At 35.4% G+C, this 24111-nt stretch carries 21 protein-coding genes; 7 read left to right on the top strand and 14 right to left on the bottom strand.

The window, feature by feature from the left end; genetic code table 11:
- Positions 1 to 43 precede the first annotated feature (43 nt).
- Positions 44 to 997, top strand: coding sequence for an alpha/beta fold hydrolase (locus C8J95_RS11035; RefSeq protein WP_255412782.1), 954 nt, complete (start codon positions 44 to 46; stop codon positions 995 to 997).
- Between the two features lie 54 nt (positions 998 to 1051).
- Positions 1052 to 1699: a GNAT family N-acetyltransferase gene (locus C8J95_RS11030; RefSeq protein WP_107808391.1), complete on the top strand. Its 648-nt coding sequence runs from the start codon at positions 1052 to 1054 to the stop codon at positions 1697 to 1699.
- 42 nt (positions 1700 to 1741) lie between these two features.
- On the opposite strand, the gene C8J95_RS11025 is transcribed toward C8J95_RS11030, so the two are convergent.
- Both C8J95_RS11025 and C8J95_RS11020 read right to left on the bottom strand, forming a co-directional pair.
- Positions 1742 to 2569, bottom strand: coding sequence for a CPBP family intramembrane glutamic endopeptidase (locus tag C8J95_RS11025; protein ID WP_107808390.1), 828 nt, complete (start codon positions 2567 to 2569; stop codon positions 1742 to 1744).
- Positions 2570 to 2573: 4 nt separating this feature from the next.
- Positions 2574 to 3731 (bottom strand): alpha/beta hydrolase-fold protein, encoded by a 1158-nt coding sequence (locus C8J95_RS11020; RefSeq protein WP_107808691.1) that lies wholly within the window; start codon positions 3729 to 3731, stop codon positions 2574 to 2576.
- 290 nt (positions 3732 to 4021) lie between these two features.
- Between C8J95_RS11020 and C8J95_RS11015 the strand changes: the two genes are divergently transcribed.
- The 3 genes from C8J95_RS11015 (at position 4022) to C8J95_RS11000 (ending at position 8024) form a co-directional block, all read left to right on the top strand.
- The gene (locus tag C8J95_RS11015; RefSeq protein WP_107808389.1) at positions 4022 to 5494 is read left to right on the top strand and encodes an AraC family transcriptional regulator; all 1473 of its coding nucleotides are present in this window, start codon (positions 4022 to 4024) and stop codon (positions 5492 to 5494) included.
- 359 nt (positions 5495 to 5853) lie between these two features.
- Positions 5854 to 6048, top strand: coding sequence for a hypothetical protein (locus C8J95_RS11005; RefSeq protein WP_107808387.1), 195 nt, complete (start codon positions 5854 to 5856; stop codon positions 6046 to 6048).
- A gap of 86 nt (positions 6049 to 6134) precedes the next feature.
- Positions 6135 to 8024 (top strand): FISUMP domain-containing protein, encoded by a 1890-nt coding sequence (locus tag C8J95_RS11000; protein ID WP_107808386.1) that lies wholly within the window; start codon positions 6135 to 6137, stop codon positions 8022 to 8024.
- A 137-nt stretch (positions 8025 to 8161) separates the two neighbouring features.
- On the opposite strand, the gene C8J95_RS10995 is transcribed toward C8J95_RS11000, so the two are convergent.
- Positions 8162 to 9580, bottom strand: a complete 1419-nt coding sequence (locus C8J95_RS10995; protein ID WP_107808385.1) for a PLP-dependent aminotransferase family protein — start codon at positions 9578 to 9580, stop codon at positions 8162 to 8164.
- A 97-nt stretch (positions 9581 to 9677) separates the two neighbouring features.
- Between C8J95_RS10995 and C8J95_RS10990 the strand changes: the two genes are divergently transcribed.
- Positions 9678 to 10574 (top strand): DMT family transporter, encoded by an 897-nt coding sequence (locus C8J95_RS10990; RefSeq protein WP_107808384.1) that lies wholly within the window; start codon positions 9678 to 9680, stop codon positions 10572 to 10574.
- A gap of 40 nt (positions 10575 to 10614) precedes the next feature.
- Here C8J95_RS10990 and lgt read toward each other — a convergent pair whose 3' ends face one another.
- The 8 genes from lgt to C8J95_RS10950 all read right to left on the bottom strand — a co-directional run bounded on the left by lgt (position 10615) and on the right by C8J95_RS10950 (position 18847).
- Entirely contained in the window at positions 10615 to 11454 is an 840-nt protein-coding gene (gene lgt / locus C8J95_RS10985; RefSeq protein ID WP_107808383.1) for a prolipoprotein diacylglyceryl transferase, read from the bottom strand.
- A 7-nt stretch (positions 11455 to 11461) separates the two neighbouring features.
- Positions 11462 to 11929 carry an OsmC family protein gene (locus tag C8J95_RS10980; protein ID WP_107808382.1) on the bottom strand — a complete coding sequence of 156 codons (468 nt, stop codon included), beginning with the start codon at positions 11927 to 11929 and terminating at the stop codon, positions 11462 to 11464.
- A gap of 48 nt (positions 11930 to 11977) precedes the next feature.
- Positions 11978 to 13057, bottom strand: coding sequence for a serine hydrolase (locus tag C8J95_RS10975; RefSeq protein WP_107808381.1), 1080 nt, complete (start codon positions 13055 to 13057; stop codon positions 11978 to 11980).
- Between the two features lie 196 nt (positions 13058 to 13253).
- Positions 13254 to 13709, bottom strand: coding sequence for a GyrI-like domain-containing protein (locus C8J95_RS10970; RefSeq protein WP_107808380.1), 456 nt, complete (start codon positions 13707 to 13709; stop codon positions 13254 to 13256).
- A 222-nt stretch (positions 13710 to 13931) separates the two neighbouring features.
- The gene (locus C8J95_RS10965) at positions 13932 to 15461 is read right to left on the bottom strand and encodes a hypothetical protein (RefSeq protein ID WP_107808379.1); all 1530 of its coding nucleotides are present in this window, start codon (positions 15459 to 15461) and stop codon (positions 13932 to 13934) included.
- 36 nt (positions 15462 to 15497) lie between these two features.
- Positions 15498 to 17021 (bottom strand): hypothetical protein, encoded by a 1524-nt coding sequence (locus C8J95_RS10960; RefSeq protein WP_107808378.1) that lies wholly within the window; start codon positions 17019 to 17021, stop codon positions 15498 to 15500.
- 120 nt (positions 17022 to 17141) lie between these two features.
- Positions 17142 to 18635: a hypothetical protein gene (locus tag C8J95_RS10955; RefSeq protein ID WP_107808377.1), complete on the bottom strand. Its 1494-nt coding sequence runs from the start codon at positions 18633 to 18635 to the stop codon at positions 17142 to 17144.
- Between the two features lie 32 nt (positions 18636 to 18667).
- Positions 18668 to 18847, bottom strand: a complete 180-nt coding sequence (locus C8J95_RS10950; protein ID WP_107808376.1) for a hypothetical protein — start codon at positions 18845 to 18847, stop codon at positions 18668 to 18670.
- Between the two features lie 645 nt (positions 18848 to 19492).
- Here C8J95_RS10950 and C8J95_RS10945 point away from each other — a divergent pair.
- Positions 19493 to 20131, top strand: coding sequence for an alpha/beta hydrolase (locus C8J95_RS10945; RefSeq protein ID WP_107808375.1), 639 nt, complete (start codon positions 19493 to 19495; stop codon positions 20129 to 20131).
- Positions 20132 to 20141: 10 nt separating this feature from the next.
- Here the strand turns inward: C8J95_RS10945 and C8J95_RS10940 are convergent, their stop codons facing one another.
- From C8J95_RS10940 to C8J95_RS10930, 3 genes are all read right to left on the bottom strand, one after another.
- Entirely contained in the window at positions 20142 to 21689 is a 1548-nt protein-coding gene (locus tag C8J95_RS10940) for a glycosyltransferase family 39 protein (RefSeq protein WP_107808374.1), read from the bottom strand.
- Positions 21690 to 21791: 102 nt separating this feature from the next.
- Positions 21792 to 22835, bottom strand: a complete 1044-nt coding sequence (locus tag C8J95_RS10935) for a phytase (protein ID WP_107808373.1) — start codon at positions 22833 to 22835, stop codon at positions 21792 to 21794.
- 12 nt (positions 22836 to 22847) lie between these two features.
- Entirely contained in the window at positions 22848 to 24110 is a 1263-nt protein-coding gene (locus tag C8J95_RS10930; RefSeq protein WP_107808372.1) for a right-handed parallel beta-helix repeat-containing protein, read from the bottom strand.
- Between the last annotated feature and the right edge of the window lies 1 nt (position 24111).

The raw sequence follows: 24111 nt of genomic DNA, 5'->3' as shown, positions 1-24111 counted from the left end.
ATAATATAATAGAGATTCAGAAATGGTTAAAAAAAGTTTTTTATTGATTTTGCTTTCAGTATATTTTATTTGTTTAAGTCAAAAAAATAATAAAATTAATATTGCTAAAATAGATACTACTGAAGTCATTCCAATCGGAGGAATTAAACAGTTCATTAGTATAAAAGGCAATAACAAAGAAAAACCGATTCTTCTATTTTTGCATGGAGGGCCTGGTACTTCATTAGTTGCTGTTTCTGAAAAATTTACAGATAAGCTGAAGGATGAATTTGTGGTTATAAACTGGGACCAGAGAGAAACCGGAGAAACATTAAAACTAAATTCAACGCAACAAGATCTGACTCCTGAACTTCTAAAAAATGATGCTTATGAAGTTGTCAATTACCTTTTAAAAAGATTTAAGCGTGAAAAACTGTTTTTAGCTTCTCACTCATGGGGATCTGTTCTTGGTTTTGATATTGCTAAAAACCATCCCGAATTATTATATGCCTATATTCCGATAAGTGCAATTATCGATATAAATAAATCGTCAGAATTAACAGTAGATATGCTGAAAAAATGGGCTGTTAAAACGAATAATGTGGCAGCAACGGAAGAACTCGATCTGATAAATATTCCTTTTACAAAGCCTGATGATTTATTCTATTCCCAGAAATGGTTATTTATTCATAACGGAGTTGATTTTGCTAAAAAGGAAGATTTTAAACCTATTTATTATAAATGGCTGGCAATCTGGTTCCCGATGTGGAAAAAATCTGTGGAAGGAAGTCTTTTTAATACACTTCCTGAAATTGATACTCCGGTATATTTTATTGAAGGAAATGGAGATAAACAGAAATCACATTATCTTGTTGAAGATTACTATAAATTTGTTAAAGCTCCGAAAAAGGGAATGTTCTGGATGAAAAAATCAGGGCATACTATTTTTAATACAGAACCAGATAAATTACAAAAAGTAATTATTGAGAAGATAAAGCCGGCAGTATTTGTCCAGTAAATGGTTTTATTTATATTATCATGTACCTTTTTTCAACTTTATAAATTCTGATTGATGAAAGAAAAAGTTCCCGCTATTTTTATAGAAAAGTGGTTAAATGGCTGGTCAGTATCCAGAGAAGTATCGCTGCCGGTTAAATATAAGTCTGGATTTAAGGTAGAGGTTGGTTGGGAAAACCAAAAAACTCGTTATGTTTTTCCTGCTCTGAATGAAGATTTAATTCATTTGGCAGAATCGATTGACGAGCCGTGGGTTTTCCTTAAAGTCTGCGCTGCCTGTAGTGAGCTTACAGAAATCTTGCCTGATAGATGGACCATTCAGCCGCAAGGCTATCTGATGATGAGCGAAAATAATTCTGATAAAATTAAAAACCGGACATTGGCTGATACTTATACTATGGAGACTGAAATTTCTGATGATGGGGTTTATCTCATTAAGATTAAAGATAAAAATAACGAGCTGGCTTCTTCTGGCAGAGTTGTATGTATTGACGGATGGGCTATATATGATCGAATAGAAACTAATCAGCATCACCAAAGAAAAGGATTAGGAGGTTACTTGTTTGCTGAACTTCAAAAAATAGCAGATAAAAAGGGAATTGAAAATAATATTCTGGTTGCTACAGAACAAGGGCGGTTATTATATGAATCTTTGGGTTGGAAAGTGGTAAGTCTATATACTTCTGTTGTAATCCCGGGATAGTTTCTCAGGATAAAAGATGCATTAATGTTTTATTTTTAAAGGTTATAGGGTACTTCGCTGGGGAGTATTTTGTGATTTTGTAAGAAATATGACGATAGCTATTGCAATGCACATCACAAAAACAAATGCCATTAAACCAATATTTTCAGCTTTCTGTTCATATCCAGTCTCAACAATGACCTTATATATACCTGTTCCGTTTTTAAATCCCGTAATCCATTGTCCAAGGTTCCAGGCAAAATGTAATCCGATAGGTAATGCTAATCCTTTAGTACGTAATGCCGCTATACCAAACAAAAGACCTCCAAATCCGGATCCAATAATAGCCATTTTCCAACTCATACCAGCCAGGATATGTTCAGCAATAAAGACAATTATAATAATAAGCAGAGAGGTTGTAGATTTCAGTGAATTGTTCAGAGCATTTAAAGGATATGATCGGAAAACAAATTCTTCGCGTAAAGCCACAAAGAAGTATAACAGTATATTTAAGATAATTGCTTTTGTGCTTAGACTATTTAGACTTAAAGTCAGGTGACTGTGAAAAAAGAGCAGAGAAATTAGTAGCTGAAATATTGCAGCCATAAGCCCGATTGAAATACCTGTAAAGAACCTTTTTAAAGTTAATTTTCCAGGAAGAATACCAACCATATTTGGCGTTAGCTTTGACCATTTGGTAAAGATAATTACCAGAATAAATGTAAGCCCTGATGAAGCAGCTACAGTGGTCAAATCCTTATATTCAACAGGTAATTCCTTAGTTATACCAGATACTGCAATAAATACAACAAGACTCAGTATATAGAACAATAATATAAGTAAGTAGTATGTATAACTCTTTTTAGCAGAGCTTTGAGTAACAGATTCCATATTATTAGTTTTCCAGTTGTTTTAATATTTCTTTTCCGTCCTTATTATCAGGGTTTATGTTTACAGATTTTTTATAATTTTCAATAGCCGATTTTTTATCACCCTTTTTTAGACAAGCCTCTCCCAAACTATCGTAGGCATTCCAGGAATTTGGATAATTCCGGATATTCTCTTTGAAAAACTTTATTGCTTCTTCTGTGTTTCCGGAGCGGAGCTGTCTGTATCCCAGATTATTGACAAGATCTTCCGGAGGAACAGCTTTATATCCAAATTCATCAGACAACTTATTAAAATAGGATTGTAATTCAGAGTAAGATTGTATTGTGGGGTTATAATTATCAATAAACCAATTGTTATAAATAAATTTTAATCCATCGAAAATACTCTTATAGGTAACAGAAAAATGATTTTCGTCGTTATATTTCTGAAATTTCCAATTAATACCCGCAGGGGCATCAGAGGTGAGTACATTTTTAAGAATATCAGTGCTTTTGGTATCCTCATCGCCAAGAGTAATAAATATTTTCTCTGAAATGTTTTTATTTTTCTGTAAAGCAGCTTGATACTGATTTAATATATCTCTGTTTTCTCCATATAATACAACCGGAGATATGAGAACAGATGCCTGAAATAGACGTGGATTCCTTGCTTGTGCATACAGACTGAAAAGACCCGCTAAGGAGTGTGCACTAAGAATCCGGTAAGGCTGCGTTTTATAATTTTGATCGATATAAGGCACCAATTCATCCTGTACAAACTGAAAGAATTTAGAATTTCCAGCTGTATCAGAGGTGTTGTTATTTCCCTTTCCGGGAGTAAAGTCCCGTGATCTGCTAACATTTACAATCCCAACTACAATCATTTCAGGTGCACGGTTCCTGTCATAACCTGAAAGGTAATCTGTTAGTTCCGATACATATTTAAAGTGCCCTTCACCATCAAGCAAATATAATACAGGATAACGTTTATTTGAAGTATTATAGCTTACAGGAAAATGTATCCAGATACTCCTTTGCTCTTTTAGTACTTTTGAATCTATGGCAATAGCTTTATTATCACTCAATGGAATAGCTTCAACTTGTCCATACAGATTGGTAAATGACCCAAAACATACTGTAATATTTATAAACAAGACAAAACAAAATTTGGTAATTGTCTTCATAGCTAAAAGATTTATTACCAGACTAATATACAATGATTCGTCTTTTAAAAAATATATATTAACAAAAAAAGTATCTGAAGAGAGAGTTTATCTCATAAAGATTAAAGATAAAAATAACAAGTTGGCTTCTTCCTAAATAAAATGTCTTTATTAAGAATAGAAACATAATACATCTACAATTTGGGGAATACTATATTTTTTATGTGATTATTATTTGTTTTTTCTTTATAATTGCTTTCGGATATTCTGGGTTAATAACTCTGATTATTCCATGATACACACAATGATTTATGATGAAAAACCTTTACTTACTAGTAGTATTATTACTTTTTTCTCAGTTCGTATTTTGTCAGGACTTAAATGAGAGGTATAATGAATTAAGAAAAGAAGTAAACAATTCTCCTGATAATGTAATAAAAGAAAGCAGAGTATTAAAAGAGAAAGCTTTAAAGACTAATAAATTCAATATTGTGTCAAAGGCTGATTATATTACAGGCTTTGCTTTTTATTTAAAAGGAAGTCCCGATTCCTGTATTTATTATGCTAATGCCGCTATTGAATCTGCCAAAAGGAACAATTATAGCGAAGGGGAGGCACTGGGGTTGAGAATCCTTGGAACGCAGTACGCTAAGATGGGATTATTGGACAAATCCAGAGAACTACTTGATCAGGCACTTGTTTTGGTTTCGAGGAAGCAAAATGATGAGGCTTATGAAATTAAAGGCGGAATTTATGGTTCTTTACTTGTACTAATGGATAACAATAAGGAACTGGATAAAAAGATTGTTGTTGCCCAAAAAGCCATTAATAGCTATTTGAAAGTAAGTAACGAAGCCTCCAGAAAAGAATTACTACCTTCAGCATATACGAATCTAAGCTACCTCTATTCCAAAACCAAGAAATACGATTCGGCTTATGTATATTCACAAAAGGCTTTGGAGTTTATTAATGTCAACGATACTTATAAATTGGCTTTTACCTACCATGATATTGGTTATCTTTTAGCTGCACAGGGTAAATATTCTGAAGCCATTGAACAATATAAAAAAGCTTTAAGCTATTGTAAGGAAGAGAGCTTTTATGATAAAAAACTAGAGATATTAAAAGGCCTTTCTGAGGCTTATGGGGAAGCGGGTGATAGTAAAAATGCATTTTATTATTTACAACAATATCAAAACTTATATTTAAACGGAACTCAGAAAAACCAGCATGCTGTAAACGAAATATACAATACGGCAAGTAAACCAGCTCCGATTAAAGTCACTCCGATTTTAATAACAATGGCTTGTATTGCTTTTGGATTAGCAGTCATTTATTTCTTTTTAATTTATAAAAAGAAGTCTGAAAAAATAAATAGTTCACAGGAAGAGAAAAAAGAAACCCTGCAGGCTGATATTAACATAAGTACAGAAACAGAAGAAAAAATTCTCTATCATTTAAGCAAATTTGAAAAACAGGAAGCTTTTATAGATAAAGAGACATCCTTATACAGCATAGCCAATAGATTCCAGTGTAATACAAAATACTTATCACTTGTCATAAAGAGGCATAAGAACAAACCATTTGTTCAGTACATTAATGATCTTAGAATACAGTATGTTATTAATAAGTTGAAAACAGACCCTAACTTTAGTAAATTTAAAATCTACTATTTGGCAGAACTCTCCGGATTTTCTTCGCAAAGGGCTTTTACTTCTGCATTTTTTAATAATACCCAAATGAAGCCTTTGGAGTATATAAAGAAATATCATTCTAAAGAGTAGAGAGAGCTTTAAGAGATATTATACCAAATCTGAATACTTTTGTTAATCTGAAATTATAGCATAATATTGATTTCTAGTGTATGATTTCAGAAAATAGCTATCCATTTTAATAAAGCATAGCCCAAATAAGTGTCTTTTTTCAATGTGCTTATTTTTAGCGTGTTGCGGTTTTTTGTATGTTCTTTTTTCTGAAAATGAACCTGTTTTTTTATTGCTATTTCCTTTATTGTATGTGCCTTTTCTTTTAGGAAGAGGCATGATTTTTCATATTTGCGGTAAATTTTTACGATCACAGTTCCTGTTTCATATGAATAGGAATTTATTAATAGACAAATAAAAATTTTAAGACACAAACAAAAATGGAAAAAACAAAGAAAGATGAAATGTTATTTCATGGTAAAAAGCACGTGTATATCCCACCCGTATTTGAGATTGTTTTGGTTGAGATGGAAGCAGGAATATCCGCTACATCTGCACTGGTAAAACCTGATACTACTGTGAAAACAGATTGGGAAGGGACAGATACTCAAACTGGGGAAATTATTTGGGAATAGCCTTCTTTTATTATTAGAATCTATTACAGGTCACTAATGAAAATTCCCATGCTTTAAAAACATTTTATCTAAAAAAACAAACAAATATGAAAACAGAAAAATTTAAAAGTTTAAGTATAACTTTACTATTAGTACTATTGTCTTCTTGTAGAAGTAATGATACAGACAATACTTTAAATCCTGATTCTAAAGCAAATACTACTATAAAAATTAACCTATTGGGTTCTGATTTTGCCGGAGCTACAGAGCCTGGGTTTACAGCATCGGCTGGAAAAGTAAATATATCACCTTCTAACGCAGTGCAAACCCAGATTACAATGATAGATCCAAGTACCTTTGTTTCAACAGAGGTTACCCCGGTTTTTCAAGGATTAAATACCCAGGCAGCTATAAGTGGTGCAAAAGCGGCTGTGAGTGGCAATAATCTAGGAAATGGGATGCAGTTTCGTGTTATTGCCTATAGAAGTGCATCCTCTACAAGCCCGGGAGCCTATGTTGCTCATAGAGATTATAGAGTGAATGGTGCCAATGTAGAGCTTGTTAATCCTGCAGAAGGTGATCTTTGGTTGGATAATAGTATTTCTTATGATATAGTAGCATATTCTTTTGCAACAGCTTCATTACCCAATATTACTACTGAAAAAGGTAATATCAGTAGTGCAAAAGCCGATTATATCAATAATACTGATATGATGTATGTAAAGATGCCTAGTCAAACATTTGTGAAAGGTAATAATACACTTGGAATTATTCTTCGTCATAAAACGGCATTAATAGAGAAGGTAAATGTAAATGTATTAGACTCTCAATTATCTTTTTCAGGAAGTGGAATTACAAATACAGTACTGACGATACCGCATGCTAAAGATGGATCTATAGCCTTCAGCGGGACTAATGGCGGAATCATCTCGGGGCGTACTGATTATGAAAATAAGGTTATTAATCTAACGTCAATTAATGGTACTGCAAAAGCTCAAAGCCAAACTCTAAATAATGTTTTGATTAACACCAATACCAGTATTGATAATACTAAAACGGCTACTTTTTCGGCTAATGTTACAATAACTGATAATACAAAAACACCTGCGGTTACAAAAACACAGTCGATTAATTCCTCGTTTAAATTGCTGCCGGAGTATAAACAAAATCTTAATGTTGAAATTAAAAAGTGTGGTGCGTATACAAGGCCAAAAGGCGCAAGTCAGATGACCATTGACAATAAAGTGTGGCGTGAGTTTATGTGTAATGATCTAGGAGTAGATACCAGTGGTAACTTTAATCCATTTGATGTAAGCAGTACTACTAATATTAAAAGATTCCATGGTGCCAAATACCAGTGGGGAAGTAATGGACAAGGCAATCAGCAAAATATAAGATGGATTACTAAGGACGTAGATCAGGATACGAAGTATAATCCGGGATTAGCATTCAATTCTCCGGGAGCTCCGGCAGGTAATCCCAATGGTATCGGATGGAGAGGAATAGGATGGATCGCGGGTGGATTATATCCATGGACAGATACTTCTTCCGGAGCTTCTACACTTGCTGCCGATTCATGGACAACCAGTGGTAACGGTGGAGCGAGCAACCCTTGCCCGAGTGGTTACAGGGTTCCTACTAAAGAAGAATGGAGTGATGCCGCTAATGCGGCAGATGGATTTAATAAATTCACAAGAGCAGGAAATGCAAGTGTTGATTTTGGAGATGAGTATGGCAGAGGACGTTGGCTGGGGAATGCATTATTTATTCCTTTTGGTGGTTATCGCCGGGTTACTTCCACCAAAGTTCCGAGTTCTGCTCAAGGGGAATTGGCAGCTCGCCGTACAGAGAATGCGTTTTATTGGACAAGCTCAAGAGACGAGAGTGGGGCAGATTTGGTTTACTTCTCTTCCATAACGCCATCAGGAACTATCTCTTCAGGGACAACACATCCTACGCACGGGATGGCCGTTAGATGTATAAGAGAATATAATTAATTATAAGAAGTATGCCTTTGAAAATAAAGGTGTAGTCTTCCATAAGAACAATTTCATCGTTTGTTTAAAAAACTGATATGTTTTACCGGTAGTTCCAAGGACTACCGGTTTTAATTTATATGCTTTCCGAAGTATAATTATTTAATCAATGCTTTTGCCAGATTGCCTACTTCAATTAATTTTTCTTTTAAAGATTCATTCCACGGTAATCCCAAAGTAAGGCGCATACAATTGTGATATTGATCCTGAAGTGTAAATACACGCCCCGGAGCAATACAGATATTCTTTTTCATTGCCAGTTCAAAAAGCTCAACGGTATTTATATCTTCAGTGAATTCTACCCACAATGCAAGCCCGCCTTTGGGCTGACTTATTTTAGTCCCTTCCGGAAAATATTGGGCTATAGTTTGGGCATAGTTTAAATAGTTTTCCTGAAGTGTTTTCCGAAGTTGCCACAAGTGTTTTTCATATTTACCACTTTTTAAAAAACTGCCGACGCTTTCATTGATAATAGAGTTGGAGCAGATAGAGTGTACCAGTTTCAGCTTCATTATCTGGTCTTTATATTTTCCCGGGGCAATCCATCCCACGCGGTATCCTGCAGCAAGGGTTTTGGATATAGAACTGCACCAAAGTACATTTCCTTCTGTGTCAAAAGCTTTACAGCAACTTGGTCTTTTGTTGCCAAAATGAAGATCTCCATAAACATCGTCTTCCACAATAGGAATATTATGTTTTGAGAGAAGTTGTACTACTGCTTTCTTATTTTCATCAGGCATGCAACTGCCTAAAGGAGTATTAAAATTAGGAATCAGAAGACATATATCTATTTTTGAAACCAGTTTTTCCAGTTCTTCAATCAGAAGTCCGGTTTCAGGATGGGTTGGAAGTTCCAGTACTTTTAATCTCAAACTTATCGCCAGTTGTAATATTCCCGGATAGCAAGGGCTCTCTATTGCTATTGTATCTCCCGGTTTGGTAAGAGCCATCAGGCAGAAAGATAAAGAATTCATTCCGCCGTTGGTGGTAATAATATCGTCTTCATTTAGATTTCCGCCCCAGTTAAGAGATCTGACAGCAATCATGCGACGAAGAGTTACATTACCCTGAAGAGATTCATAAGATGTTCCGCCTCCTTTTAGAGTTCTTGTAGCCTGTATTACTTCTTTTTTCAGTTGGGGTAGTGGGATTAGTTCACCGTCTGGTGCTCCAATAGAAAAAAGCGTTAAATCCTCACGACCAATATTTGTAAATACCTTGTTGATAAGCTCATTAGGCTCATTGCTGCTGGCAACAGGGGATGGCTTACTCGTTTCAGGAAGTGGTAAACGCAGATATGGAAGCTGGTTTACAAAATATCCGGATTGGGGTACCGAATAAATCAGAGATTGTGATTCTAGTTCCAGAAAAACTCTTTTGGCTGTATTCATACTTACATTATGATTCTGGCATAAAGTCCTCACAGAAGGCAGGCGTTCGCCTTCTTTCAGTACTCCGTTTTTGATCTGAGAAGAAAGTTTATGTGTGATCGAGCTGTACAGGAAATCATTTTTCATAGTACAAATATATCTGTATCCATTAAAATTTCAAAAATTGATACTGTATTTATTTTTTTTAACACTATACATTTGTATTCAGAAAAAAGAAAACATGATGAGAGATACTGTAATATCTGGTGTATCAAATGATAACACAACCAAAGGCTGGGTTAACGGCTTTATAGGAGTTTTACTTTTCAGCGGGTCGTTACCGGCTACCAAAGTCGCTGTTATGGATTTATCTCCGTATTTTGTAACAGCAGCAAGGGCTTCTATAGCAGGAGTTATTGCATTACTTGTCCTGCTTATTTTTAAAGAAAAAAGGCCATCAAAACAACAAATTGTTCCCATTATGCTGGTTTCTTTTGGAGGTGTTGTTGGGTTTCCGTTGCTTTCCGCTATGGCACTGCAGTATTTTACTTCAGCTCATTCCATTGTATTTATAGGTTTGTTACCGCTGGCAACAGCTATCTTCGGAATTTTTCGTGGTGGAGAGAAAGCTCCAAAGCCTCTTTTTTGGGTATTCTCAATTTTAGGAAGCCTTTTGGTTGTAGGCTATGCTGTAGCACAAGGGATTTCTGTTGCACCAGTTGGAGATCTGTTAATGATTCTGGCAATTATATTATGTGCTCTTAGTTATGCCGAAGGCGCAAAGCTTTCTAAAGACCTTGGCGGTTGGCAGGTTATTTCGTGGGCATTGGTTATTGCATTACCAATTACTGCTCCTTTAACTTTTTTTCTGCTCCCTGAATCTATTGGTACAGTCAGTATTTCCGCGTGGGTTGGGGTTGCTTATGTAGCTTTGTTCAGTATGTTTATAGGGTTTATATTCTGGTACAAAGGACTTGCGCAGGGAGGTATTGCTGCTGTGGGCCAGTTACAGCAGTTACAGCCATTTTTCGCGCTGGCGCTAGCTTCTACCTTACTTCATGAGAAAGTAAGTATAGGCATGATTGCAGTCACTCTGGGAGTTATCCTTTGTGTACTGGGTGCCAAGAAATATGCTAAATAAAATTTCAGTTTTTTTTAGACTGGGGCTCTTTTTGCCTGATTTATGAAGTCTGAAGTTTCTTCATGCCCAGAAGATTCCTGATGATAAAGAAGAGTCCCAGTATTATAAACGGAATACTTAAGATTTGTCCCATATTCAGAACCATTCCATGTTCGAAGCCTACCTGATCTACTTTTATAAATTCTACAGCAATTCTTAAAATGAAGATAAGGCAGATGCTTATTCCAAAATAAAAGCCTTTTCCAGCCTTGAAGATTCCTTTTTGGTAAATAAAATAAACCAAAAAGAAGATAATAAAATAAGAAATTGCTTCATAGAGCTGTGCCGGGTGCCTCGGAACATCATCTACATGTCTGAAGATAAATGCCCATGGTAAGTTAGAAGGTGTACCTATTATTTCAGAATTCATCAAATTTCCTAATCGGATAAATGCACCACCTAATGGAGCAACAATAGCAATGATATCAAAAATTCTCAGAAATTGTATTTTGTATTTTCGGGCATAGAAAATCATCATAATAATCAGACCAATTATGCCACCATGGCTGGCCAATCCGGCATATCCGATAAAATGATAAGCACCATCTTCACCTTTTTGAATAGGTAGGAATATTTCTAATGGATGTTGGGAATAATAATCGAAGTCATAAAATAAGCAATGTCCTAATCTTGCACCTACCAGGATTCCGATAAAGGCGTAAGTAAATAGAGCTTCATGTGCTTTTTCACTTAATTGCTCTTTTTTATATACTTTCCCAAGAAGATTATAACAAAGAATTAGTCCTATACAAAATAATAAACCATAATATTTTAGCGGAAATCCACCACCTATATTAACGATTTCAGGATTTACATTCCAGTTGATGTAGAGTAAACTCATTGATTTTTTATTTTGTTTTAACTATTGGATTATGTTTTACAGGAAAATTCACGGAATTGGCAATAAAGCAGTATTCATGTGCTTTTTTATGAAGCTCGATAGCTTTTTCAATCATGTCGCTGCTTTTAACAATAACAACAGGATTCAGTGTTACTTCTTTAAAGTAGCCATTTCCATTTTGTTCTTCAAGCATTATACCCTGAGCTGTGTCTGTATATTCCTCCACTATAATATGATTTGCAGAGCAGAAGTGCAGATACCAAAGCATATGACATGACGAGAGAGACGAAACCAGTAAGTCTTCAGGATTATGTTTCGTTGGATCACCCAGAAAGGCAGGATCAGAAGATGCCTGAATTATAGCTTTTTGTTCAACAATAATATTGTGGCTTCTTTCGTAATTTTTATAATGATCCGTACCCGAACCTTTATTACCGGTCCATTCGGTCCTGGTCTGGTAATGATGCTCCTTCATATGTGTTTTTCCGTTTTAAAGGTCAAAGATACGGAATAAATGCTTAAACTATCTTTGTGTTTCTAAGGTCTTGATAGCCAGGTTAGCAATGTCTGTCGTAATTTTTGTAGGAGAATTACAATCGCAGTTGCTAAGTCCCAAAACATAGATATCCTGTTTTGGAAAATAGATACCCATTGTTTTAAATCCAAAAATACTTCCACCATGTTCTCTGGTCGGTTGCCCTGTAATTTCTTTTATATGCCACCCATAACCATAAGTAAATTCTTCTCCATTATTGAGTTTATATTTTCTAAAAGCTTTCTGGGCATTTTCGGGTTTTAGCAATAAATTCTGATTAAGAGCTTTTTGCCACTTCAGCATATCAGTTGTAGTAGACATTAAGGATCCCGATGAAAAAGGAACACTAAAACTGATAACGGTTTTGTTTACATAGCCATGTTCTTTCTGATGATAACCATAGGCTCTGTTTTTGATAACTTTTCGATCGCTTGCATAATATGAATTTGTCATTCCGGATTTATCAAAGATATTTTTCTGTATAAAATTTTCGTAAGTATCCCCAGAAGCTAATTCTATAATATAGCCTAAAAGAACATAGCCAGCATTGTTGTATTCAAATTTTTCTCCCGGAGAAAAATCAATGGATTCATTTTTAAAAAAATCGACCATCATTTTGGGTTTCATCTCCTTTTGAGCAATTTCTGATAAAGACTTCATCTTGGTAAAGTCTTTGATTCCGGAAGTATGAGTAAGCAAATGATGAATTTTTATTTTATCTCCGGAAGGGTAGTCCGGTACATATTTGGATACAAGATCAGTTACTTTTAGTTTCCCTTGCTCTTCAAGAATAAGTATAGCAATGGCTGTAAACTGCTTGGTTACAGAACCTAGCTGGAAAATACTTTCAGTATTCAGATCTGTATTTAATTCCAGATTAGATTTTCCGAACGCTTTTTTATAGATAGGTTTTCCATTCTTTGTTATCATAAATACTCCGCCTGGGCCGTTGATATCTCCAAATTCAGTTTTGATAATACTATCTGTTTTTTGCTCCAAATTCTGAGAGTATAGCGTAATAATAGCAAACAGAACTAGAAGAGCTGAAAAAATTCTTTTACTGTACATAGTTTTAGATTTATATTATGTAAATATACATAATACTATGTTATGCAATATAGTGATTAGAAATTTTTTATTTGAAATTTTAGATGAATAGTTTATAAGTGTTGTTTCATAAGTAGAGTTGAGAATTTTATAATATGGCAAAGAGTAAGTATACATTATACTTACTCTTTGCCATATTATAAATAATCTAATGTTATTATTTGACTGCTACATATATATCGACTTCTGCATTTTCACGGTCTTGTGCTTTTTCACCATAGATTTCAAAATCTGCTGTATAGGTTCTGTCGAGATCCATATCCCATATTTTCAGCCATTCATTGTAAACAATACCATCTGTAAGATTTCCTTTGGTCGTGTGTTTACTATAGTCAGAAGATTCGATAATTTTTCCGACCATTCCTTCAGGAATAGTATCCAGATTGTCTACTTTGCACCCTAATATTGTAGTGTAAGGCTTTGTATAATCTTTTTCGTAATCTGTGTAAATACAATAAATCGCATGATCAACTTTATTGTGAATCTGGTCCATAATTCTTTCAACCATAAATTTATTCCATAATACAGGAATATCCTGAGCTGCCTGCTGATTTTCATTTGTTGTTCTTACAGCAATACCTATTACATAAAAGGTGTCGAGTTTGTAGTGCATAATTTCTTAGTATTTACTTTTATGCTTACAAATTTATAACACTACTGTGACAACCCTTTGTCAGCAGTAGTATTTAGACTTGGTAAATAAAAACGGACAGCCTGAAAGACTGCCCGATAAAACTGTCATATACAACAGTTTTTACACATAAATGAATGATAATATTACGATGAAATAATATCCATATTGAATTTTGTTATACTATATCTATACTTAGTTTTATTATGGATTACAGGTAACAATCTGTTTACCTGTTCCGTTACCAGACATATAAGTAATATTAATAACAGATTGTGTTGCCGTAACGGTATTTGTTCCGGTTGTATTCCATTTTATGGTATTCAATGTATTTCCGTTGTACAATTCTAAAGGTTCTAATGCACCTCCGGATGACTTGCTGCCAAAGAGAGAGATCTTTCCGTCTTTACTGATCACAACTCTTACTAACGGAGCCGAAGGTGTTCCTTCAAGATCCCATATTTCATAAGTTCTTTTAGCCGGCAGTGGGGTAGGGCGTAAAAGTGCCGGAACAACATCACTTCCATATACTGTTCCATCAGCGAAACGAACTGTACGGGTTGCCCCGTCATTCCCCTGGAAATTTATTTCTTTACTGGCCATTTGTGTCCCATTAATGGTGAGATTAAAAGAATTATCCAGTTTATAGATATCGAATACAAAACCAAAATCTGTAGCAGGCATAGTAAAGGTTTGTGTTACTCCGTCTTTTACAGAGAAAGGAACCGGGTTAATATCTTGTCTGCATGGACCAAGTCTTAAGTTTAAGTTATATCTAACTCCGGGGGTAATTTTTAATTTATCTATTGTCATACTTTTTGATACCCCATCTACGGTTACAGTTCCTAAATTAAGTTGCCCCGTTGTGGTGGCATTAGATATGACCTGAGTTGGACTGCTTGTAACTATTGGTAAGTTCTGGGCAGAAAAAGACACGGGCTGACTTATAGAACCATTATAGGTTAGAGCATCTGTAGCAAAGCTGATATCTGCAGAACTATTGGCAGGTGTAATAGTGGCATTGGTTACTGCTGAAATATTTCCTACCTGTCTTGCATCCAGTTTTGTTGTAATTTGACTGTACTGATGTTTCAGTATAACATCCAGATTGTTAACGCCGTTACCCGTTACGGTCATATTTTTCTTGAAATACATCAAATCTCCACTAATGCTGGATAATTTTGCATTAGCAAGAGTTCCTCCATTGTTTACTGCCGGAGTAGAAGATGTACTGTTTAAAGAGTAAGCAACAAAAGTATAGTTCTGTCCTCCGTTCAATAGGAAACCATCAGTTTCACCATTTTTATAGACAAATTCTTTTTCGGTAACAAAGTTTCCGTCTTTGTCATATACTGCAACTTTATATCTTACACCAGCGCCCAGTTCTGTAGGCTGATTTGCTGCTACTGGATTGACAGATGCCAGTGCCTGGTTAGCCAGTGAAGATGTATTAGACTGAGGGGTAAGAGTCGCCATAACAAAGCTATCATCACCCAGCGAAATTTTTGTTTGTTGCGGACTTGTGGTGGCAACCGAGGTTTTACTTGCTGAAGCCTGAAATACCGGAACTTCTTCTTCCGATTCGATTCCGGTAAGGTTTACCTGTACATTGTATACCGAATTAGCGGTCGTTGTATTGTCGCTTATTCCACCTTCTGCGCTGCGGCAGGAAGTAACAGCTAAGGACAATACCAGTAGGGGAAAGCCTACTGCTTTTAATTGTAATTTCATCATTTTGTATTTTAAATTGTGTGTTTTTTGTGTTTTAGGCTATGGAGCACAGGTAACAATTTGTTTTCCTGTACCAAAGCCGGACATATATGTTGTTCCGAATACCATCTGAGTAGCGGTTACTGTATTACTTCCTGTAGTATTCCACTTAATTTTGTTAAAAGAGGAACCGTTGTATAGTTCCATAGGTTCCAGTGGTCCACCGGAAGATTTACTTCCAAATAATGATACCTGACCATCTTTACTGATAACAACCCTTACCAGAGGCTTTCCTGCAATACCTTCCATACTGTAAATAGTCGGTATTCCATTGCTTCCATACTTTGTTTTATCCTGAAATCTGATTGAAGAAGTTGATCTTCCGTTTACACCGTATCCATCTTCAAAATTGATCTCTGCTGTTGACATTTTTGTACCGTTAATCGTAAGATTAAATGAATTGTCCAGTTTGTAAATATCGAATGTAAATCCAAAATCTGTTGCCGGCATCGTAAAGGTTTTGGAAACACCATTAGCAACATCAAACTTCTCAGGTAGTATATCCTGTCTGCATGGACCAAATCTTAAGTTTAGGTTATATTGTACTCCGGGTGTAATTTTTACTTTATCTAATTTCAGGTTTTTGGTTACCCCATCAATAGTAACGGCTCCAATATTTAATATTCCTTCAGGATTAGTATCATTAGTTCGGGCAATGATCTGTGTTGCAGCACTGGTAACTACAGGATCATTTAGTTTAGACTGAAAGCTTACTGCCTGGCCGCCAGAGAGAGCATTGTTATATGAAAGAGCATCGGTACCAAAACTAATATCTGCAGATGCAAATGCAGGAGTAAAAACAGCATTATTAACCGCCGAAATATTTCCAACCTGTCTTGCATCCAGCTTAGTTGTAATTTTACTAAACTGATGTTTTAGGACTATCGCTAGCTCATTGACTTTATTACCCGTTACGGTCATATTTTTCTTGAAATACATCAAATCTCCGCTTACTGCAGCCAGTTTAGCCGTAGTAAGTGGGGCTTTGTCATCAAAAATATTAGGTGTGGGTGAATTGTTGTTTAATGAATAAGCAATAAAAGTATAATTCTGATCGCCATTTAGCAGAAAGCCATCCGTTTCATTCTGTTTATAGCTAAACTCTTTTTGGTCTACATAATTTCCGGATTTGTCATATACAACGACTTTGTATCTTATACCATCTTTTAGTTCATTCGATAGAATACCAGCTGCTATAGGATTAACTGAAGCCTGAGCCTGGCTGCCTAATGAAGAAGTATTTGTTTTAGGAATAAGGGTAGCTGTCACAAAAGTATTATCCTCAAAAGGAATAATTGTCTGTTGAATATTACCGGATGAAATTCTTTTTTTATTTGCAGAAGCCTGTAGTGCAGGTGTTTCCTCTATAGTTTCAATTCCGGAAAGCTTTATTTTAACATTGAGAGCAGAAGTAACCGTTGTAGTATCATTTATACTCTCCTCGGTACTGCGGCATGAGGTTGTGGTAAGAAATAAAGATAGTAGTGAAGAGCTCACTATTTTAAAATGTAAAGGTTTCATCATTTATGTGTTGTGTTTGTGTTTTTAACTATCAAAAAAGAGCGGGCAATACGGGAATTGCCCGCTCTTAAAAACTGTTAACAGCTTTTTATTAATAAATGATAGATAAATGAAATTTTATAATTACGGAGTACAGGTAACAATCTGCTTCCCTGTTCCGAATCCTGACATATAAGTAGTTCCCAGTACCATCTGAGAAGCTACTACAGTATTGTTTCCAGTAGTATTCCAGGTAATTTTATTAAATGAATTACCGTTGAATAACTGTAATGGTTGTAGTGCTCCGCCGGCGGTTTTGCTTCCAAACATGGAAATTGTTCCATCTTTACTGATTACGACTCTTACCAGTGGTTTTCCTTCAGTTCCTTTCATATTATATATAGCTGGAATAGTAGCATCTTGCCATGCTGTACCGTCTGCAAACCTGATGTTTTGAGCAGGAGAAGAACCTCTTTCAAACTGAATTTCTCCGGTAGCCATTCTGGTACCATTAATGGTAAGGTTAAAAGAGTTATCGAGTGTATAAATATCAAAAACAAACCCAAAGTCTGTTGCCGGCATAGTGAAAGTCTGTGTAACACCATCCTTAACAGAAAAAGGAACCGGATTAATATCTTGTCTGCAAGGCCCAAATCTAAGATTCAGGTTATATCTTACTCCGGGAGTGATTTTTAGATTGTCTATTTTTGCAGGCTTAGTGACCCCATCAATAGTTACGTTACCTAAATTAAGTTGCCCTGTAGTTGTAGTATTGGCAATAACCTGAGTTGCGGCACTCGTAACTACAGATTGATTCAGACCGCTGAAACTGACCGCCTGGCCAGAAGAAAGAGGTCCGTTATAAGTTAAAGCATTTGTTGCAAAACTAATATCGGCAGAAGTATTGGCTGGAGTTATTACAGGATTGCTGACAGCTGAAATATTTCCAACCTGTCTTGCATCCAGTTTAGTGGTAATCTGGCTATATTGATGTTTTAACACAATGTCCAGTGTGTTGACACCATTTCCGCTCACCGTCATATTTTTCTTAAAATACATGAGATCTCCGCTGATACCGGATAATTTTGCAGCAGCAAGAGTTCCGCCATTATTTACCGCTGGGGTAGAAGCTGTAGTGTTTACAGAATAAGCTACAAAAGTGTAGTTCTGGCCACCGTTTAATTGGAAACCATCTGTTTCTCCATTTTTATAAGCGAATTCTTTTTCGGTAACATAGTTTCCGCTCGCGTCATATACAGCTACTTTGTATCTTACACCAGTATTCAGCTCCGTAGGTGGAGTTGTTGCAGCCATCGGATTAATAGATGCCTGAGCCCGATTTGCCAATGAAGGTGTATTGGATTGAGGGGTAAGAGTAGCCATTATAAAACTATCATCACCAAGTGAAATCTTTGTCTGTTGTGGACTGGAAGATACTGAGTTTGATTTACCGGCAGAAGCCTGTAAAACAGGAGTTTCTTCAATATTCTCTATTCCTGAAAGGTTTACCCGTACATTGAAAGCCGACGGATTTGTATTATTGTCTTCTATGCTACCGTCAGTACTTTTGCATGAGATAACAGCAAAGGATAATGCTAGCAGCGGAATACCCGCAGCTTGTAACTTTAATTTCATCATTTAAATTGTTTGTGTTTGCTTAATCTATTGGTTTACCACTCGATAGTTCGGTCATCATCCGGGCCTTGTGTCCATTCTTCCTGAACCTGACCACCACTATTTGGAGGGATAACTTTTGCAGAGCCGGCAGCAATTCCTTGCTCCATTTCCAGCCATAATACATCCAGCGCAGGAGCAGAGTACTCCTGTTTAAGGTTTTCTTTAATCATCATTTGTAATCTTCTTTATTTGTTTGTGTTTTATCTAAATTTCCAACATGTTGGAACTGTGATCCAATTCTATATACATAAAGTATAGTAATCAAAATCTTGTACACTATATATGTACATGAACTTTAATTTATTATTCTTTCAGTGATTTGGATTTCAAGTATTTTGAATAAAAAGTCGATGTAAAAGATATTTTTTACATAGTACAAACTTTTTTATTCAAAAATCTAAATGGAACTCAGGTAATCGGAAAGGCTACCCCTAATTGTAATTATTAAGTTTCTCATCATCGTGTGTTGTTTGTTTGTGTCTTTGTTTGTGTAAAGTAAACATCCTATAAAAGAGGATGTTGTATTATTACGATGACAAATATAGAACTTTTAATTTTATTAAGGGTGCTGTATGCCAATCATTTATGTCAATTATGATAATTTTAACAATCTATATGTTTTTTTTGAATGTTAGTTTTTGTAGTATTCATCGAAGATAAACTGTGTTTTTTTATGTGTATAAAAAAGTGAAATATTTTTTTTATCTATGCTTTTTTTAACTTAGGTTAATGATGGAATTTATGATTTTCTAATCCATTTGCTATTTTTTATTAATAGCTTTAGAGGAGATAAAAATTCTTTTTTTGTATAGACTATTATGAATTTAAAAGTAATCATTCTCTCATTGTTATTTTGCTTTTCAGCATTGCTTTACGGACAATCACAAAAGCAGTATATTTTCTTTTTGCACAATAAATTTTTGGAGGATCATACTTTTAACGAGAAGCATCCTAAATATGGTATTGCAGAGTATAAAGCAATTATTAGTAAGCTCAAAGACAAAAATACAATTGTGATTTCTGAGAAACGAAAGCCCGATACTGATATCAAAGCCTACGCTATGAAAGTTAAAAAACAAATTGACAGTCTTTATCAAAAAGGTATTCCTATCCGAAATATTACTATAGTAGGAACCTCCCAGGGAGGTTATATCGCCCAGTATGTTTCTTATTATATGAAGAATCCGGAATTAAAATTTGTATTTGTTGGGGCTAGTTTTAATGGTGATTCTTTAAACAAGGATGATAATTTCAAACTTTATGGTAAGATACTTTCTATTAATGAAAATTCTGATAATGGCAGTAAGCCATTGTCTGGTCAAAAGAGATTTATTAACTCTAAATTAAATTATTTCAAAGAAATAGAGCTCAATACAGGGTTAGCTCATGGGTTTCTATTTAAAGCCTTAGATGAGTGGATATCACCTGCTAAAGAATGGGCTAAAGAAAAGAAATAAATTTATAATTCTATCTGGCCTTTACCTTATTAATCTCTTCTTGCAGCCTTGGATTGATATCTATTTTAGCGTTGGAGAAACTAAAGATAGTGGTACCATATTCCCGTGCATATTTATTAGTCACAGAATCTGTGATTACGCTATGTTTAAAGAAAGGAGAGGTTGTTTTTAATTCAGCATTCCTTTCACTATGATATTTCACACGGATGAGGTGATTATATCTTTTATGAAGGTTGAACCAGTTGATATAATCGGCATTGAAGGTAACTGCATGTATTGCTGCTTTTGAATAAAAATTAATAGCACCAGCCTGTCCGTAATTATCGCACAGGACGAGTGTATGCTCCGGATCATTAAGTTGCAAATAAGCTTTATCGACTTTAGTTGCAAGCTCTTTCCATCCCAGCATATCTGCAAAATCCTGAGGCAGTGGATACTCTTTGCCATCTTCCCAACGGAGCATTCCCAGCTTATGAAAAGTTTCTTTATGTGTTATATAGTATTCTGGGCTTCTATTGGGAAAAGCAACTAAATACATCGGGATAAAAGAGGCTATAGCCAGAATAACGCATATAGGTTTTAGAATTTTCAGAGATTTTTTCTCCAATAAATGTGCGATGTAAACAGAGCCAAAAGCAAAGTAAATGGGATAAATGCCGATGGCGTAATAATCTTTTGCTTTTAGGAAAATAAAGACACCGAGAGTGATAAAAAAAGACCATAATAATAAACGGTGCTTTTTAAAAGGCTCGTATCTGACAAGTGAGTATAGTCCGATAAGTATTATAATATTAGTTCCCGGAAAGAATAGAAACTGAGATCGTACAAAATCCAGTCTGTTGACATTTACAAGCTGTGTGTCTGCTAGTTCTTTCATGTGGTGGATAACCGGGAAATTATTTTGGTACTGCCACAAAAGGTTTGGAAGGATTATTACAAAAACCAATGTGATAATAAAGTATAACTTTTTGTTTAAAAATATTTTTCTCTCAGGTGATATGATAAAGGCAGGCAGAAGCCCAATAATGGCAAATAAAATATTGTACTTATTTAAGAATCCAAAAGCAAAAGTAATGGCAGCATAATATAACCACTTAAGCTGTTGCTGACGGGTATATTTTATAATGAAAAAATAGAGTAGGGTCCAGCAAAGTACATCTAGTGAATTTGGTTGATAAAGGGTATTGAGACGAAATAAAACTGAAAAGGTAACACAGCTGGCACCCAGAATTAATGCAAATAACTTTCCGCCAAGTTCCTCGATTGTTTTCCATACCACAACGGTGGTTAATGCACCAAATAGTGCAGGGAAAAATTTAATCCAGAAAACAGAATTTCCCAAAAGCTTTATGATATAGGAGATCCAGGAAGTAACAGGAGGAACAGACAAATATCCCCATGCCAAATGATTAGCCTGATCCAGGTGTAGGTATTCATCTCTTTGCAGATCGTACTCAGGAAGGATTAAGGAATACTGTATAAGAAACTTCAGGACAATAAAACTAAAAAGTATAATGGTTTTAGTGGAAGTATCGGAATTTATAACATTACCTTTCATATTACAGTATGATTTTAATGAAAAAAAGCAGACTCAACAAAGCCTGCTTTACGAAGATACAGTAAAAATGTAATATTTTGAAAATCTTTTTGTTATAGCTCGTTAATTGACATCCAGCTCCTCACCAGCGATATCTTCCCATCGGTAATAATGGAAGGTTTTGTCATCACTCATAGCTACAAAAAGCCCATGTCTGAATGTTTTATTCAAAGGAATACTTACTATGTCGGAGCCATCACTTTTGTTAGCCATTACTTTTACAATTTTCAGGAGTTTATTTTTTCCTTCTCTGCTGAAAATATGAAACTTATTAGCACCTTGATCGGATACCAGGATATAACCTTTTTTAGTTTTCGTTTTATAAATAGAAATTCCTTCGTGGTCTTCTGTAAAACCAGTCTGAGCGAATATGCTAAGCTCCTGATTGCCTTTAGCTGGATCAGCATAGTATTTTCGCACTCCAAATTGTTCATCCGAGTAATAAACATAGCCATTCTCATTATCTACAGCAATAGATTCTATTTCCTTTTTACCGCTGTAATTACCAAATTTCCGTACAAGTTTAGCTTCTACAAGCCCTTGTCCGGAATCGGACAACAGATACTGCCAAAGGTAAGAACCTTCTTTAGGACCTGTTTTTCTGCCTGTAATTGCATAAATATTTCCTTTCGGATCTGTGTATAAAGAAATCCCCATAAGATCTCTTTCTCCTTCTCCGGTTTGACCTTCAAACATTGGGAGGCCACCATTGTCTATGGGCTTCATATCCGGAAGAGAGAAAACTCTTAGTTTGTGGGTATACCTTTCTGTTGTTACTGCAATATCTGTTTTTTTACCATTGAGTATAAGTCCATATGCAATGTCAACATTATTAGGCCTTTTTAATCCGGTTACAGAAAGTTCCTTTTGTATTTTTCCTTCCAGATTAAAAACAAATAGTCCCCCGTTTATATCCTTATCTGTACCTATTACAAGACTTTTAGAAGGATCTTGAGGATTTACCCATATTGCCGGATCATCAGAATCAAAATTCACAGGCTCGGTAACAATAACCGGCTTAATAATTTCCGGAGAAGCAACAATTTGTTTTTGTCCGGAACAAGACAGTGCAGAGAGACTAATAAGGGTATATAAATAGTATTTCATGATATCAGTATGTTATTGACCGTAAGCACCGATATAAGACGATGGTTCCGGAGATTCATAAAGTGTATTATTAATGGTGAGACCTTTCGGAAAATTACGGATAATATTTGTGCTTCCTTTGCTTATCGCAGGAGAGCCCGATGAAAGATGGAAATCCCAGGCATCATTAAATGCAGCACTGGTATAGCTGTTATTCAGAGGGTAATTCTTAAACTTAGGATCATTAGCCTGGGGTGTTGTACTGATCATATCATTGCTGCCACTAAGGATATCACCATTATTAGGTGTAAATCCGGTAACAGCATCGCTTGTATATCCATAATAAAGGTTATTGGACGATTTGGAACGGGTATCGGGTTTGTTTTTAGTATCCTGCTTGATGCCGAATCTGGTATTGGCAAATAGTGTATTGTAAACTTCAGCATAGACAGAACTTTCCAGCCATATGGATCCGCCTTTAATATCAGGTCTTCTCCAACCTGTATTAATAATAGTATTGTTGTAAGCAACGACATGGGTTTGTGGCGAACGACCTCCTGAATTAGAAAGTTTTAGTGCATTGGTATTGTTGGAGAAGAATAGGTTATAACTTACATCGGCAAGCACTCCTGATTTAATATTTACACCCTCTCCACCCTTATTCCCGGTACTGTAAAATTTATTTTTAGAGATAATAAGTTCACCACCTTCCAGATAAGTAGCATCATCGTGAAAATTCCGGATAATAGAATTAGTAATCACTAATTTTCCTCTGGTATTGGAGAACCATAAAGCCGGAAGGTTTTCACCCGCTTTTGCTTTATATAATCCCATTTTTACTGATGTGGATGCTTCTGTAGTAGTGGCTCCGCCAAGCTCTATAATTGTATGGTCCAGTAGCATTTCAGTACAGGTAGTAGTAGCCAAAATACCGCCCCATACCTGTCCCCATGAATCTGGTTTTCTGGTTTCAACAGGTCCTGTTATTTTTACAGGATTTACAGCTGTACCCATACTGTAAAGATTTCCTCTTACAATAAATTCTGGTTTTGAATTAGGATCCATAATGACAGTAACGCCTTCTTCCAAAACCAACGACTTTCCTTCAGGAACGATAATATCCCCGCTTACATATATAGTTGTGTTTTTGTTCCATATACCAAATACTTCTCCGTGTACACCACTGGTATTTGGAGCTTCTACAGATGTGTCAACCATAGAATTGGCATTCTCACAGGACTGCGTAATAATCAATAGAAAAGCTAAAGCAAATATTTTATAGTATTGTGTTTTCATG

The sequence above is a fragment of the Elizabethkingia sp. YR214 genome (genome assembly GCF_003058195.1).
Taxonomy (GTDB): domain Bacteria; phylum Bacteroidota; class Bacteroidia; order Flavobacteriales; family Weeksellaceae; genus Elizabethkingia.
The sequence above is the reverse complement of the archived record's forward strand: the minus strand, read 5'-3'. Positions and strand labels throughout refer to the sequence as shown.